The sequence below is a fragment of the Chryseobacterium sp. 14P4.3.2 genome (genome assembly GCF_057799275.1).
On record NZ_JBYOKO010000007.1, the window covers coordinates 118986 to 133689 of the forward strand.

Sequence of the window (14704 nt, forward strand, 5' to 3'; positions counted from 1 at the left end):
TATTTGCATTCTGGCAATTTCACTTTATCACAATGAAACAAAATTTAAAATATTATCCAAAAAATAAAACCAGCACCTTTCATTTTGATCATGTGCATATTACATGGGATCAACAAGTGCCGCTCCATCAACAGCAAACCTGGGAGCTGTCTTATATTTTGACAGGAAGCGGAGTAAGAACGATTGGAAATGTTATTGAAAATTTTTCAAAAGGTGAAATTATTCTTATTCCCCCCAACATTCCGCATTGCTGGTCTTTTGACAAATCGGTACATGATGATGAAGGTAAAATTGAAAATGTAACAATAGTTATAGAGAATGATTTTTTAATACACTGTAAAAGTCTTTTTCCTGAATTATATTATAGTATTTCTGAGCTTCAAAGTAATGAAAATGCAGTATCATTTGAGGGTGAACTGCTGGAAAAGTTACAGATCTTAATGGCTTCCATGATTCATCAGAATCCTATTGAAAGACTTTCTTCTTTTATTCATTTATTACAGGTAATATCTTACTGCAAGGAAATGCATATTGTAGGGCGGCCAGTCATTGAAAACAGCAAAGAACGGAAACTTCAGGCAATTCATCTTTTTGTATTAGGAAATTTTCAACGGCATATAAGTCTTGAGGAGATTTCAAAATCGATGGGAATGCAGAAATCGTCATTTTGTGTATTTTTCAAAAAAATGAACGGCCAGTCTTTTTTCTCTTATCTTACCGAATTCAGGGTTGAATCTTCCTGCCAAATGCTGCTAAAAACAAAATTATCTGTTGCAGAAATCTGCATTGCCTCAGGTTTTAATGATATCCCATATTATAACCGTGTTTTTAAAAGGATAAAAAATACAACACCAACGCAGTATAGGAAACAAGTTGAAGAATGAGCCTGCAATTTTTCTTTGTCAACAGGCAGCAGTAAAAAGTAGAAAATAGCTTCCAATAATTAAGAATAAATAATCTCCGTGACCTCTTTACAGGTCTTAAAAATCTGTAAGGTTTCACGAAAAATCAAGTGTTAAAAAGTTGTTTATACCTATTTCTGATGACTCAGTCAATCTAAAAGTTATTATCTTTGCCCCATTCAAAATAACATTATGAGTATTCACATCAGTGCAAAAAAAGGAGAAATTGCTAAAGTAGTATTGCAGCCGGGGGATCCGCTTCGTGCACAGTATATCGCTGAAAATTATTTAGAAAATGCGAAACTGGTAAGCAAAACCAGAGGAATATTTTATTATACAGGTCTTTATAAGGGTAAAGAAATTACTGTTGGAGCAAGTGGAATGGGTTTTCCAAGTATCGGAATCTATTCTTTTGAGCTCTATACAGAGTATGAAGTAGATACCATCATCAGAATCGGAACCTGTGGAGCCTATAATACTGATCTTAAACTTTTTGATATTTTAAATATTGAAAATGCAGCCAGTGAAAGTACTTACGCTAAATATGCATGGGGAATTGAAGATGAGATTCTTCCTCACCAGGGGAATATCTTTAGTACCATCAATGAAACGTCTAAGGAATTATCATTAGATGCTAAAGCGATCAACATCCACAGCAGTGATATTTTCTACAGAAAAGATCCTGAAACTCCTGCTATTGCTACAAAATATAACTGTCCCGCAGTAGAAATGGAAGCCTTTGGTTTGTTTGCGAATGCTCAGCATTTAGGAAAAAACGCAGCTACCATCCTTACAGTAACTGACATCATCCCAACTCATGAAAAGATTTCTGCTGACGAAAGAGAAACAGCTTTGAAACCAATGATGGAGCTGGCTTTGGAATCGGCAATCAAAAGTTTATAAGAACTAAAAGCAGACTGGCAAACATCAAATTTGCTAATATCTTTTCTGCTTTACTATACAAAAAGAGCTTTACTGTATCAGTAGAGCTCTTTTTTATAGGCTGAAAAATTTTCTAGCAGTTTCTGTAGTCTCATCTGCGACTTCGGATATACCGATTTTTTTCAAGTGAGCAATTGTTTGTGCCACATAGGGTAAAAATGAGGGTTCATTCCGCCTGTTCTGAATCCGGGGCATATTTTTCGGAAGCATAAATGGAGCGTCGGTTTCAATCATCATTCGATCGAGGGGAACATATTTGATCACATCTTCCAAATGTTTAAATCTTTTTTCATCACTGATTGCTCCGGTAAACCCCAAATAAAATCCTTTATCAAGATAAATTTTCGCTTCCTCCAATGTTCCGGTAAAACAGTGAACCACTGCTTTGGGTAATTTGGAAAGATAATCGTCTGTGATTTCGTTAAATCTCTTGAAAGCTGATCTTTCATGAAGAAAAAGAGGCTTATCAACTTCTATTGAAAGTTCCAGCTGAGCTTTATAACATTTTTCCTGAACAGGTCTGGGAGAAAAATCACGATCAAAATCCAGTCCGCACTCTCCTACTGATATCACATGATCCTGCTTTAATAGCTTTCTAAGCTCAGCGATACTTTCATGATTAAAGGATTTGGCATCGTGGGGATGAATTCCTGCTGTTGAAAACAAAATTTCCGCATATTCCTCTGCTATTTCAGCAGACTCTCTACTTCCTTTCACGCTGGTCCCAGTAAGAATCATATGTTCTACTCCATTATCCAGAGCCCGGTTAATAATTTCTTCGTGTTCATTATAGAACTGTTTATTGGTCAGATTAATGCCAATATCAATGTATGTATTCATTTGTTTTACTTTTTTATGTGTTTATTTAAATTAAAAAGCAGAGGCATCAGTAGTTCTGACTGCTTCTGCTGTAAGGTAAATTTATGTATTTATAATTTCTTTTATCATTGTTTTCAATTCTGGAAGAGCAATACTGCTGCTCTCCTGTATACAGTTCAGTGTTTTAAATCCTTTAAGAATGTAATGGAAATAAGTATCATTTTCCGGATTGATGACCACAATGTGTTTTGCTCGTATTTTTACGGTTTCTACAATATTGACAGGCAATGTTGTAGATCCTGAAGTCCCAATTACAAAAAGAATATCCGTATGATCTGCAATATCATATGCAGTATCAAAGTAATAATATTTTTCATTATAACTTTCGTCAAACCATAAGGTATTCGGACGGAGCCAGTTTCCACATTTTTTACATTTCAATCCATCAATATCTTCTGGAGTCAGATCTTCGGTATATTCTTTAAATGCAACATTGTCTGGAAAATCAACCGGCCCGCTGCATTCTTTTGAACATCGAACTTTCTGTTTACTACCGTGAATTTCATATACCGTTTTCGTACCAGCCTTTTGGTGGAGACCATCTACATTCTGAGTAATAAGCTTAAATCTATCCCCCAAAAGCTCTTCTATATCGGTCAAAGCAAGATGTCCTTTATTGGGTACTGCGTCGGCAATCATTTTTTTCCAAAAAAGGTTGTACTGCCAGACTTCTTCCGGCTCCTGGCTGAAATATCTGAAAGTTCCAAATTCTTCCGGACGGTGGAACTTTGTTCCTTTAATCCAGATTCCATCAATAGAACGGTAGGTAGGAAGCCCACTTTCTGCAGAGATTCCCGCTCCGGTAAGGAAAGTGATATATCCTTTTTTATATTTAATTATTGTATTTAAAATTGATTTTAATTCTTCCATGGTTTTAAATTTTAAAAAACAAAAACAGACCGGGATCGAACCGGTAACTTTTCCTATCGCGGAACGTTTTTCCCATTAAACTACTGTTTCTGTTATTTACATTATGATTCTGCTTCAAGAAGATCAAAATATTCTTCAGAAGTTAAAGGTCTTACATTTCCTTTCGGTATAACTTCTTTTTCCAGCTCACAAATTATAAGATCGCCCTGTCTTTTCAGACACGTTATATGGGGAATAATGTTCTCGTGAATTCTGAATGTAGATGCTATTGCCGTTAAAGCATTATCTTTGTACTGTGGTTCTATCCATAGCCAATGTTCTTCCGAAGTAGAAGGACACCAGCATTTCACTGCATAGGAATACTTTTCTGTCCCCCAGAAAAAGAGTTTAAATTTCTCATTTTCCACTTTATATACTTCGTAATGATTGGTTCTGCGCAGAGATATTTTATTGCCATTTTTATCATATTCAAAATAATTGACCAGAATATTCTCCTGGTTGATCTTCTTTGCTTCCAGTTTTTCCATTAATGCTCCCACACCGAAATAACTGAAGCATAAAAGCCTGAAATTTCTGTCATAATGGGTGAAAAATTCCTCATAAGTAATTGGAGTTACGGTATTCCATATTTCCTCAATAATATTTAGGATTTTCAAAAAATTAGGCGAAGTATAATTCGTCCATTCCCTTTCATAATCACGGGTTACAAAGTTTTGAAAACTCTTGTGTCTTAATTTTAAAATAGAAACCAGCTTGTGCAGCGGATGAAGAGAATGACTGGAAATAATATTAGGAAGTATTTGTGAAATATAAAAGTAATCTTTTGTGATGTACAGGTTTTCCTTCACTTTAAAATAAATCTGTTCCGCAAAATCCTCAAAACCATTTTTTTCATCATACAAATAATGACCGATCTTTTTTATTGAAGGAAGCTGTGATTTTTTTTGACTCTCATTCGTCAGACAGCCAATATATTCTAAAGATTTGAAATTAAACCTTTCATTACAGACCACACTGCTGTTAATCCTTTTTAACTTATTAAATTCACAGTATTTACTCATCACCAGATTGCCCACTTCCAGAATGTTTTCTGCAAGGATACGGCTGGTAAAAAATGATCTTTTTACCATCTCCAGCTTTGTCATCGAGCAGGTCTCCAAACCATAGTTATGAAGATCACCATTTACAATCCTCAAAACCGGAAACTTCGCCTCTGAATTTTGTCTGATAAAAACACTACCGGATTTCTCCAACAATGGAAATTCTGTATAAGAGCCTTTATTTATTTCAATATTACCAACTATTTCCTGCAGCTCAGGAAAGGAAACTTTGACATTATCAATCTTCAGATTTCCAATCATTTTTTTCAGGACCGGAAAATCATATTTGAAATGAGCCCCGGCCTTATCACGACACTCAATTTTAAACCGTCCATGAATAAATTCAAGGTTAGGAAAAGAAACATTTTTACCATAAATATTAATCTTACCATGAATTTCCTGATGCGGAAAGGTAATATCATCGGCAAAGACATCTATATTAAAAACTCCATCTTTGGGCAGAAAATCAGCCTGATACTGATGGTTGACTGTCAACACCTTCTTTGTCCCGACCAGTTTTTTATTGGCTGAATATACTTCTGCATTCTTTAATTCAATTCCTCCTCCAATTTTTATTAAATTTTTAAATCTAAAGTTGACAATGCATTTAAAATTTCCTTTTACTGTTTCCAGTCTGTCCAGAACTGCCGAACTATGCATTGCCAAACTGCCACCTACACTTTTAAGACTGGGAAGCGAACAGTTTGCAGCATCTACGGATAGATTCCCTTTAATATTCACAAGATCCGGAAAGCGGCAGCCCTCTCCACGTACTAAAAGGTTACCTTCTATTTCTGTGAAACCCAAAGTCATGTTTTTAGCATAGATCTCTATCGACGAATACTCATCGGTAACTATTTCTCGCGCATCTTCTTCGGAGAATATTTTATATCTTTTTATGGAATTAGTCGTATGCATTTTCATTTAATTGGGTTATCGGATTATATTCCTGCTGAATATATTTTACAAAATACGGGCTCTCTATACGAATCATTTTATGCTCGTTGTGGGTGATAAAAGCATCATTCTGAATAAAAACCGTTTCGGTACTCTCATTGCGATTGATCACTTTGTAAGAGGATACTTTCATCATATGCTGATTGCTGGTTTTCTCAAGACAATATTCCATATAGTTTTCTGTGTACTCTTTGAAATCTTCAATTTTCTCCCTTTTTCTGACGATTGCTCTTTTTATAGGCACAATACCGGCAGGCACTATGACCTCAGGCATCTTTTTCTCCGACATGTGCATCGGTTTTCGGGCTGCTCCTCTTTTTATAGGGACAGGGATCTGAACTTCATCAATAATTTTGAAAAAAATTAATAACTTTTTAAGCATAACATTATTTTTTAAAGTAAAAGAAAACCGGGATCGAACCGATAATGCACTCTGTATGAATAAGTTTTTCCAGATTAAACTATTTCTTTTACTGTTTTTTATTGGAAGATAAGCGGGATTTGAACCTCAACCTCTGACTTGAGGGCCAGAATTCTTCCTTTGAGCTAACGTTTCCATTTTTATATCAGCAAAATTACAGGCATAGTGCGCAATCTTTTTACGTAGAAAAAAGAAAAGGTAATTTTTTAAAAATCGTTTATCTATAGGCAGTATAAAATGAAGCTTTTAAACTTTCTGTAACCACAACGGCTCAAGAAGACCCAATACTTAAGTCACTTTAAATAAGAAAGTTGAAACGGATAACACACACTTAGATTTGAAAAATATGAGATTCTTTTTAATTTCAAGGCCGGAAGAGCGAGAATCCCTCTAAAGGAAAGGGATGGGATAATCTAAACTATGGATTTTTACGATTTGTTTTTATTCGTTGATGAATTTTTCCAGAAAACCTATCAGCTTTGTTCCGCCATGGCTCCAGCGGATTCCGTGGCCTTCTTTTTCCCTGACTTCAAAAACCAGTTCGTGTTTGTAATGAAAGAAAACATTCCACCAGGTTGCATTGCCTAAAATTTCATCAATTTTTGCCATTACTTTTTTCTGTTTTTCTTTATTATTTCCTTTGATCTCTCCCCAAAAGTCATCATCCATTCTGCCGGTATGTTTTTCCCAGGCTCTCTGTGCAATCGTAATCTCACTGTTAAAATATTCTTCGCAGGCATTGATTAACGTACTTTTCAAAGGAGGAACCGCACTTTCATCCCGGATGCTTGCTGAGGTAAGTCTCTGCCCTAAAATATTCAGCCAATGTTCGAACGGAATTGTTTCCAGCTGTGCTGTTTTTACCTCATCAGAATCAAAGCTGTCAAGGATTTGAATAAATTTCTCAAAGCTTATCTGTCTGTTGATTTTTACTTCTTCATTAAAGTATGGGAGATCCCATTCTAAGGTATTTTCTTTAAACTTCCGAATGTTTTCGTCCAGATTTTTCAAATGTTGTTTTTCTAAAATGGGCCGATATTTACTTTTCCACTCTTCTGAAATCAGTGGGATATATTGTTCAAACATATTCATATTTTACTGCGTTTTGATCAGGTTCACAGAAAGATTTTCTTCTTTGATAAGGTAGCCGATAAGATTAAACCATTCTTTACAATGGTCCAGAATCCAGGCATCCGAGGAAACTACAACCTCTGGGCTTTCCGCCAGAAATTTATCCGGATTGTACTGTAGTTCGGCTTCCCAATTAAGTTTATTTTGATCTGCAAATTCAAGAAGAATCTGTTTTATTCTTCCGCTATTGGAAACAGGCTGATCAAAAACCCATACGATTTTATGAATATTATTTTTTTTAAAAAAGGAAGCTGTAAGCATAATGGCCCCTGAAGTCTGATTTACTCTTTTATAGGTCCCATGAACTCCGGAAAGGTCACGGAAACAGCCATCCATTCCTTCAAAAATATAAGCACCAGAAAGCAAACTCTCCAGCAGAATAAGAACATTGAATCCATCAAGAAAAATTGTTTTTCCATTTAAAGCTGAAGGTTCTAACTGTTTTAATTTCCGATTCCGGATCTGTATCTCTGAGGCCGAGGCTCCTCTTAAAGCTTGTAATTGTCTTGTTTTTAATCTGTATCGGTTTCCCACAAGATCAGATGCTGCTTTTTCCGGGTAGTCTCTTGTCAGCAGATACAACATATCCTGAACAGCCAGCTTCAACTTATTAATCTGCTTTTCTGAAGCAAATAAAGTATCATCTCCTGTATTTTTCCCTCGGTTTCTGTTATTCATACTCAAAAATATAATTTTTATTGCAGGAAATAATTATTACTGCATTTTTCACCTTAAATACCTGATATACCTCTAAAAAACTAATTCCTCATAAGATTTTAAACTATTAAAATATCATGTTAAAAAACAAAATAAGATATCTGTTATGTTTTCTACAACAAAAGAGATATTTCATACAAGTATTTGATGTTTATTAGAAATAAGTTTGCAAATACTTAAAAATACCGTTATGAATACAATGAAAAAACTATGTTATCTGTCTGCGGCAATACTTTTGTCAGCATCATTTGCTTCATGTTCAAATGATGACAACGAGATTGTAATTGAGCAGCAGACTCCCTCACAGGTTCTGTCTTCTACTCCATGGGAAACTACAGGAGCTAAAGATAAAAATGGAAATAGTGTGGCACTAACTGATACCAGCGTCGCTGGATATGTAGGTTTTGCTTACTTCAAAGCTGATGGAAATTTTGTTATTTACGGGCTGAATGATGTACTTAGATCAAGAGGTACATGGTCTGTGGATCCTCAGGGAAAAACAAGAACTATAGCTTCATTGAATCCGGATGGAACTACTATTTTTACGCGTGATGTTGAGATTCTTGTTTTAAACAGGAATGAATTCACCTACAGAATCCGTCCTAACTCTTCCGACCCGTCTATCTATTATGACATTATCCATACAAAGACGTCCCATGCAGAGCCCACTAACGGACAGCTTACATTAGCGTCTACTCCTTGGGAAACAACTGGTGCGAAGGATAAAAGTGGAAATAATGTGGCATTAAGTGATGCTAATGTAGCCGGATATGTAGGCTATTCTTATTTTAAAGCTAACGGAACTTTCAAAATTTTTGGATTAAATGATATTTTAAGATCTGAAGGAACATGGTCCATTTCTCCGGATGGCAAAAAGAGAACGCTTACCACACCTACATTCACACGTGTTGTAGATATTCTGGTCCTGAACGAAACTACGTTCACTTACAGGATTACTCCTGATGCTGTTAATAATCCTGGTGCATTTTATGACATCATCCACACAAAGGTTAACCATAATGAGCCTTTGTAGTACTTGTTGTTTGATATAAAATATAAACCTGCCCAAATTGGGCAGGTTTATATTTTATAAGAGTAACTAATTAAAAAGTTTTTTTTGAACAGTGGGTTTCAGGATCAATGTATTGATTAAATATATTCCTGCCACCATTTTTTCCAGGTAATGGCGCCCAACTGATTGAGGTCTACTTTTTCTCCGATCATTGGAAGAGTAACGGGGACGTTGTTTTCTTCTGCATATTTTGAGGTCAGTTCCAAAGGTTCATACCATGGATGTTGTGCCAGTTTGAATTTTGAGTTATGCACAGGAATAAAATTTCTGGCTTTTAATTCTTTTATTTCCGTGATCAGCTGTTCCGGCAATGTATGAATGTATGGCCATTTTTCATTATACTGCCCGTTTTCCATTATAGCTAAGTCAAACGGACCATATTGTTCTCCTATTTTGCTAAAATGATTTCCATAACCACTGTCACCACCTAAAAACAGATTTTTCGTAGGTGTTTTTAATACAAAAGAAGTCCAGAGGGAGATATTTCTGTTCAGTAATCTCCCGGAAAAATGTCTGGAAGGAGTCAGCGTAATTCTGAAACCATCTGCTATATCAATAGTTTCCCACCAGTTTTTTTCTATTATTTCACCAGGACTCCAGCCCCAATACTCAAAGTGCTGGCCGGTTCCCAATCCACAAATCACTTTACCTATTTTATCTTTTAAAGCCAACACGGTTTTATAATCCAGGTGATCCCAGTGATCATGTGAAATAAGCAGAAAATCTATATCCGGCATATGTTCAGGTTTATAATAATCTGCTCCCTGAAAAGCCTTGATAGAACCTGGCATGGGAGAAGCATTTCCACTGAAAACAGGATCTATCAGAAATTTCTTGCCATCCACCTGCAGGAAATAGGAGCTGTGCCCAAACCATACCAGGATATTTTCTTCGGGTTGAAGATTTTTCAGATCCGTTACTACAAATGGAAGCGGCAATCTGGGAGATGTATTTTCCACTTTACACAAACTGTGAAGAAGTGCTTTTGTCATACTTTCGCCTTCTAACAAAGGAGGAGTTGTCAATATATTCTGAAATTTCCCATTAAGATAATTGGGAAGTGTATTGAAATATTCTTTTCTTTTTTCATCGGGAAACTGCCCGAGCTGTTTTACTAAATTCATTGTTTTTCTTTTTACATTCTAAGTCTTTCTTCCTCCAGATCCAACCTTGTTAAATAATGTCTTATGTATTCTTCGTCAATATTCGGGTTGCGCCTGTTTTCTTCGCGAAGCCAGATACGCTGCTGTTCAAGGGTTTCAAAATAGATTTCTTTAGCTTCATCTGAGAGTTTATGCACAGAATCCTCTTTATCTTCCTGCTCCCATCGGTCCATTAGTCTGTTGAAATACTCGTTTTCACTTCTTCTTTCTTTATAATTTTCATCCAGATACTTAAAGGTAACACGACGCATTTCTTTTCGTAAGAAATGTTCTGATTCCTCTTCAGACATGTATCCTCCTCCTGAATCTGGTAAGTTAAGTTTCTTAATCAATGCCGGTAAAGTAAGTCCCTGGAGAATCAAGGTAACTAAAATCACTACAAAAGTAATAAAGAGAATAAGGTCACGATGCGGAAAAGGCTGTCCATTTTCCATTACAACAGGAATAGACAATGCTGCAGCCAGAGAAACCACTCCGCGCATTCCTGTCCAGCTCATCAGTATCGGTGCTTTCATTCCCGGATCTCTGTCTGCCACATTAATAAAATTCCGCATGATCAGAGTCGTAAAAACGGCTCCAAAGGAAGCGAGAAAACGTACAATGATCAGTACAGCTGTTATTAATAGTCCATAACTTACTGCATCTGATAAACTGATTCCTTCTTTATCCAGTCCTATCATAATTTCCGGCAGATCCAGCCCGATCAGCAAAAACACAATTCCATTAATAAGAAACACAAAGCTTTCCCATACATTGGAACCTCTTAGTCTGGATTCTGAGGTTCTGAAAATCTCATGTCTTCTCACAGAAAGAAATAATCCACCGCTTACAACCGCCAAAACCCCTGAAGAATGGACTTCCTCAGCGGCAATATACATGACATAGGGAGCTGCCAGACTGAGTATAGTGTCCATATTAACATCTGTAGGAAATATTTTTCCAATTTTCAAAAAAACAAAAGCTAACAGCAAACCTATTCCTAAACCTCCAAATACCATCCATCCAAAACTGGCAACTGCATCCTGCCAAATAAACTGCCCTGTTGCCACAGCAACCATTGCAAATCTAAAGATGATAAGCGAGGATGCATCATTGAACAAACTTTCTCCTTCCAAAACGGTAGAAACATTTCTGGAAACTTTTACAAATTTTAAAATAGCTCCTGCACTCACCGCATCAGGTGGAGATACAATGCCTCCCAATACAAAACCTAACGCCAATGAAAATCCTGGAATGTATGTATTGGCTATAAAAGCCACAGATATTGCTGTAAGGAACACTACAATAAAAGCAAAACTGGTGATGATACGCCTCAGCTTCCATATTTCCTTCCACGATACTGCAAAGGCTCCTTCATACAGAAGAGGGGGAAGGAATATAATAAAGATAAGCTCCGGATCAATTTTTATGACTGGCAAGCCAGGAATAAAACTGATGATCAAGCCTGCAATAACCAATATGATTGGGTAAGCCACTTTTAAACGGTTGGCAAGCATAATTGCCCCAATAATTACGAGGACCAGCCCTAAATAATAAATAAAATCTTCCACCATCTGTTTTTGAATTAAATTAATTTTTAAACCAAATTAAATAAATTTTGAGAAATATTTACTCTTTTATCTGATTTTCAACTTAAAAATGGTTAAGGTTTCATTGATTTCTGAATACTTTGGGGGAGAGTCCTTTTTTTGCGGAAGATGGGCAGAGGAAAAAAAAATCGATGGTTACGGGTTCAGATTTTAGTCTAATATTATTCTGTGTCTCAAAATCTATGATGTAAAAATCATCACTTTTCAGAGGAGTAATCTTTAACTAGCCACATCTGGAATATTTAATATTTTCACGCTCATTGCAGAGGCTTTTAATAATGGGTAAAATTAAATATTCTGAGCGGTGTTATTATGATACTTGTTCAGGAAAAACAGAGACATTTTACGGTTTTCCTTCTATCACACTATCTTTATAACAATGAGTATTAAGACACTTATCAATAATAAAACACTTACTGTGACAGCAATCTCTATAATGTGTTTCATATATCTTTTCCCATCAAATGTAAACTTTTCTGGATGAATACCAAATTCTTCAAAAACCAATGGGTCTATTCTCAAATCGGGTCTGAAATGAGCAATTCCTTCAACAAATCTGGCCCGAAGAGCTCTTGCATTTTTTATGTAATAGATACTTCCAAGGTGTGTCCCGTCAAACGCCACCTTAGTTTCACTACGATCTATTCCTACAGCAAGCATCCAGCTTTTGCGTCGTTGTGAGATGTATACCTCATAATCATCTGAAAGGCGGGACAGTCCCAACTGGCTGTAAAGAATTTCATCTATGCCTCCATCTTTTTTATAAAAATGAATCCCTTTATCATCTACTATAATTTTTTTTATTGCTATAGCCATATTCTTTTTTACATAATGGAAAAACTGATACATACCTACAGCCCAAGCAGGATAATACAATATAGTAACTACAACAAATACCTTTATACTCCCGGAGACTAAAAAAGGGAACACAGCAAGTGTTATAAACATAATCAACAATACTGCTCCTCCGAAAATATTCATAAGCCAGGTGATTACCCAGCTAGGTTTAGAGACCATTGATGAAAATTCTTTCTTAAGATCCTCTTGCATATGTTCAAGATACGGAAAAAATGATAATAAAAAAACACAATGTTACATGCAGCTCTGTACAAAATTGAAAATAAGATATGTTCTTTAAAACTATGAGATTGTATGTGTTTTTTATGTAATTATACTATAAATTTCTAAAGTCGTATTGTCTACGAACCTCCATTCTGCAACGGCATCTGGAAAAGACGACTGTTAACTAAGGTTTAATTATCTTTTATGGCTTTTTTAAACAAACGCTTAATATAATACATAAAAGTCATTAAATTACTCAAACTCATAAATGAATAATATAATCAGATAGTATGGTCGTTTCTTTTCTGTGGGAAACAATAATGATGATACTATCAGTATGATGATTCCTAATATTATCAATTATCTTTTTTTCTAAAGCAATATCTAAGGATGAGGTTGCTTCATCAAAAATAAAAATCTTGGGAGATCTATATATCGCTCTTGCTATTGAAATACGTTGCTTCTGGCCATCTGACAGAGAGTTTCCGGTATGTGATAATATTGTATCTTTTCCTTGGGACATTTCAGTGATGATATCATTTAAATGAGATAATGATAATGCTAAATCAATATCTTTATTTTCTTCTTTTGTTCCATATTTGATGTTATCGGATACAGACTCATTAAATATCTGGTTATCTCTTTCTATCAAAGCAAAGTAAGAGTTCCAGTCTGAGATTTGATTCAAGTTTAATCCGTTCACTAGTATTTCTCCTGATGTAGGCTCTATAAGCCTGGTAAGAAGATTAATAATTGAACTTTTACCGCTTCCACTCGGCCCAAGAATTGAGTAGGTTTTTCCGTTTTCAAATTGTAAAGTAAGGTCTTTAAGGATAACTTTATTATTAATGACTAATGATATATTTTTAAGGTATATATGTTGAATCTCTATATCCTTAACAGGATAGTTTTCAGAGATATTCCCTAACCCTAATTTCAGATCGTCAAAGAAAACCTGAATTTTCTCAGCCGAAATTGAGGAACTTACAAGCTGGTTATAACTGTTGACTATTGTAGTACTAGGAGCAAAAATCCTGTTAAGATATTGAATAAAGGCAATAAGCACACCTAATGTCATTTCTTTTTCAAAGACTTTATGTCCTCCCACAATAAGAACCAATATTGGTGCTAGTGCAATAATAAACGTAGAAGAGTTACTGTTGATAGATTTATACCGACTATAGGTCATTACTTTATCAATAAATTTTTCATGAATACCGGATAATTTTTTAATCTCATACTGAATGGTATTATAAGACTTCACTACTCGTATATTTTTGATGATGACAATAAAATAATTTTGAATACTACTTTCCAGATCTCTTGCTTCTTTGAAACTCTTTTTAACAAGCGGAGTAAACTTTTTTAATAAAAGCAATAATGCGGGAATAAAAAGTATGCTATATACCGCCAATTCAGTATTCAGATAAAACAGCATTACCACAATACCAATAAAGGTAAAAATATTACTCATCAAGACCAGCACTAAATTCGAAAGGGACCTCTGTACATTATCAACGTCTTCAATCAAGGTAAAAACTACGTCCCCGATTTTCAGATTATTGAAAAAAGAGATTGGTTTCAAAAGTAAACTTCTAAACATTTCTACCCGAATATCCCTTGAAATGCTTTCTCCTAATTTTGTATAAAAAATTTCTGATAAAAGGGAAGAAAATATTCTAATAATATAGACACCAACCAGTGCCATCAGTACTTTTACCAAATCCGAAAAATTGCCTTTAGGAAATATATCGTCAATGATAATTTTCAAAGCGTATGGAGTCGCTAAGGAAGCAATACTAGTCGTTAATAAAAGGAATATAATTATTAATCCGAGTCTCCAATACTGGATGATATACTTGAAAAAATATGTCATTATTAATTTATCTAAAGCTAAAC

13 protein-coding genes and 1 tRNA gene are annotated in these 14704 nt (G+C 35.2%); 3 read left to right on the forward strand and 11 right to left on the reverse strand.

Features of this window, described 5'->3' with window-relative positions; translation table 11 throughout:
• Positions 1 to 32: 32 nt before the first annotated feature.
• Both AC27VX_RS12390 and deoD read left to right on the forward strand, forming a co-directional pair.
• Complete coding sequence (locus tag AC27VX_RS12390; RefSeq protein WP_236857449.1) at positions 33 to 884, forward strand: AraC family transcriptional regulator; 852 nt, start codon at positions 33 to 35, stop codon at positions 882 to 884.
• 210 nt (positions 885 to 1094) lie between these two features.
• Positions 1095 to 1805 carry a purine-nucleoside phosphorylase gene (deoD, locus tag AC27VX_RS12395; RefSeq protein ID WP_236857448.1) on the forward strand — a complete coding sequence of 237 codons (711 nt, stop codon included), beginning with the start codon at positions 1095 to 1097 and terminating at the stop codon, positions 1803 to 1805.
• Positions 1806 to 1898: 93 nt separating this feature from the next.
• On the opposite strand, the gene AC27VX_RS12400 is transcribed toward deoD, so the two are convergent.
• From AC27VX_RS12400 to AC27VX_RS12430, 7 genes are all read right to left on the reverse strand, one after another.
• A complete protein-coding gene (locus AC27VX_RS12400) occupies positions 1899 to 2684 on the reverse strand; it encodes a TatD family hydrolase (RefSeq protein WP_300685666.1) in 786 nt (261 codons plus the stop codon).
• A gap of 81 nt (positions 2685 to 2765) precedes the next feature.
• The gene (locus tag AC27VX_RS12405) at positions 2766 to 3593 is read right to left on the reverse strand and encodes an SIR2 family NAD-dependent protein deacylase (RefSeq protein ID WP_236857447.1); all 828 of its coding nucleotides are present in this window, start codon (positions 3591 to 3593) and stop codon (positions 2766 to 2768) included.
• Positions 3594 to 3613: 20 nt separating this feature from the next.
• Positions 3614 to 3683 (reverse strand) — tRNA-OTHER (locus AC27VX_RS12410).
• An 11-nt stretch (positions 3684 to 3694) separates the two neighbouring features.
• Positions 3695 to 5617, reverse strand: coding sequence for a hypothetical protein (locus tag AC27VX_RS12415; RefSeq protein ID WP_488695827.1), 1923 nt, complete (start codon positions 5615 to 5617; stop codon positions 3695 to 3697).
• On the reverse strand, positions 5598 to 6032 hold the full coding sequence (locus tag AC27VX_RS12420) for a hypothetical protein (protein ID WP_236857445.1): 435 nt from the start codon (positions 6030 to 6032) through the stop codon (positions 5598 to 5600). The genes AC27VX_RS12415 and AC27VX_RS12420 overlap by 20 nt, the downstream gene beginning before the upstream one ends.
• Before the next feature lie 480 nt (positions 6033 to 6512).
• Positions 6513 to 7163 (reverse strand): hypothetical protein, encoded by a 651-nt coding sequence (locus AC27VX_RS12425; RefSeq protein WP_488695829.1) that lies wholly within the window; start codon positions 7161 to 7163, stop codon positions 6513 to 6515.
• A gap of 3 nt (positions 7164 to 7166) precedes the next feature.
• Positions 7167 to 7880, reverse strand: a complete 714-nt coding sequence (locus AC27VX_RS12430) for a DUF434 domain-containing protein (protein WP_300685657.1) — start codon at positions 7878 to 7880, stop codon at positions 7167 to 7169.
• Positions 7881 to 8109: 229 nt separating this feature from the next.
• Here AC27VX_RS12430 and AC27VX_RS12435 point away from each other — a divergent pair, with 229 nt between their 5' ends.
• Entirely contained in the window at positions 8110 to 8952 is an 843-nt protein-coding gene (locus tag AC27VX_RS12435) for a DUF4822 domain-containing protein (protein WP_488695831.1), read from the forward strand.
• A 116-nt stretch (positions 8953 to 9068) separates the two neighbouring features.
• Here AC27VX_RS12435 and AC27VX_RS12440 read toward each other — a convergent pair whose 3' ends face one another.
• The 4 genes from AC27VX_RS12440 to AC27VX_RS12455 form a co-directional block, all read right to left on the reverse strand.
• The gene (locus tag AC27VX_RS12440; RefSeq protein ID WP_300685653.1) at positions 9069 to 10115 is read right to left on the reverse strand and encodes an MBL fold metallo-hydrolase; all 1047 of its coding nucleotides are present in this window, start codon (positions 10113 to 10115) and stop codon (positions 9069 to 9071) included.
• A gap of 11 nt (positions 10116 to 10126) precedes the next feature.
• On the reverse strand, positions 10127 to 11707 hold the full coding sequence (locus tag AC27VX_RS12445) for a Na+/H+ antiporter (protein ID WP_488695833.1): 1581 nt from the start codon (positions 11705 to 11707) through the stop codon (positions 10127 to 10129).
• 396 nt (positions 11708 to 12103) lie between these two features.
• A complete protein-coding gene (locus tag AC27VX_RS12450) occupies positions 12104 to 12793 on the reverse strand; it encodes a hypothetical protein (RefSeq protein ID WP_488695835.1) in 690 nt (229 codons plus the stop codon).
• A gap of 274 nt (positions 12794 to 13067) precedes the next feature.
• Positions 13068 to 14681 (reverse strand): ABC transporter ATP-binding protein, encoded by a 1614-nt coding sequence (locus AC27VX_RS12455; protein ID WP_488695837.1) that lies wholly within the window; start codon positions 14679 to 14681, stop codon positions 13068 to 13070.
• Positions 14682 to 14704 lie beyond the last annotated feature (23 nt).

Coding starts and splice junctions, on each gene's coding strand:
- AC27VX_RS12390 (WP_236857449.1), top strand. CDS start 33: ATGAAACAAAATTTAAAATATTATCCAAAAAATAAAACCAGCACCTTT.
- deoD (WP_236857448.1), top strand. CDS start 1,095: ATGAGTATTCACATCAGTGCAAAAAAAGGAGAAATTGCTAAAGTAGTA.
- AC27VX_RS12400 (WP_300685666.1), bottom strand. CDS start 2,684: ATGAATACATACATTGATATTGGCATTAATCTGACCAATAAACAGTTC.
- AC27VX_RS12405 (WP_236857447.1), bottom strand. CDS start 3,593: ATGGAAGAATTAAAATCAATTTTAAATACAATAATTAAATATAAAAAA.
- AC27VX_RS12415 (WP_488695827.1), bottom strand. CDS start 5,617: ATGAAAATGCATACGACTAATTCCATAAAAAGATATAAAATATTCTCC.
- AC27VX_RS12420 (WP_236857445.1), bottom strand. CDS start 6,032: ATGCTTAAAAAGTTATTAATTTTTTTCAAAATTATTGATGAAGTTCAG.
- AC27VX_RS12425 (WP_488695829.1), bottom strand. CDS start 7,163: ATGAATATGTTTGAACAATATATCCCACTGATTTCAGAAGAGTGGAAA.
- AC27VX_RS12430 (WP_300685657.1), bottom strand. CDS start 7,880: ATGAATAACAGAAACCGAGGGAAAAATACAGGAGATGATACTTTATTT.
- AC27VX_RS12435 (WP_488695831.1), top strand. CDS start 8,110: ATGAATACAATGAAAAAACTATGTTATCTGTCTGCGGCAATACTTTTG.
- AC27VX_RS12440 (WP_300685653.1), bottom strand. CDS start 10,115: ATGAATTTAGTAAAACAGCTCGGGCAGTTTCCCGATGAAAAAAGAAAA.
- AC27VX_RS12445 (WP_488695833.1), bottom strand. CDS start 11,707: ATGGTGGAAGATTTTATTTATTATTTAGGGCTGGTCCTCGTAATTATT.
- AC27VX_RS12450 (WP_488695835.1), bottom strand. CDS start 12,793: ATGCAAGAGGATCTTAAGAAAGAATTTTCATCAATGGTCTCTAAACCT.
- AC27VX_RS12455 (WP_488695837.1), bottom strand. CDS start 14,681: ATGACATATTTTTTCAAGTATATCATCCAGTATTGGAGACTCGGATTA.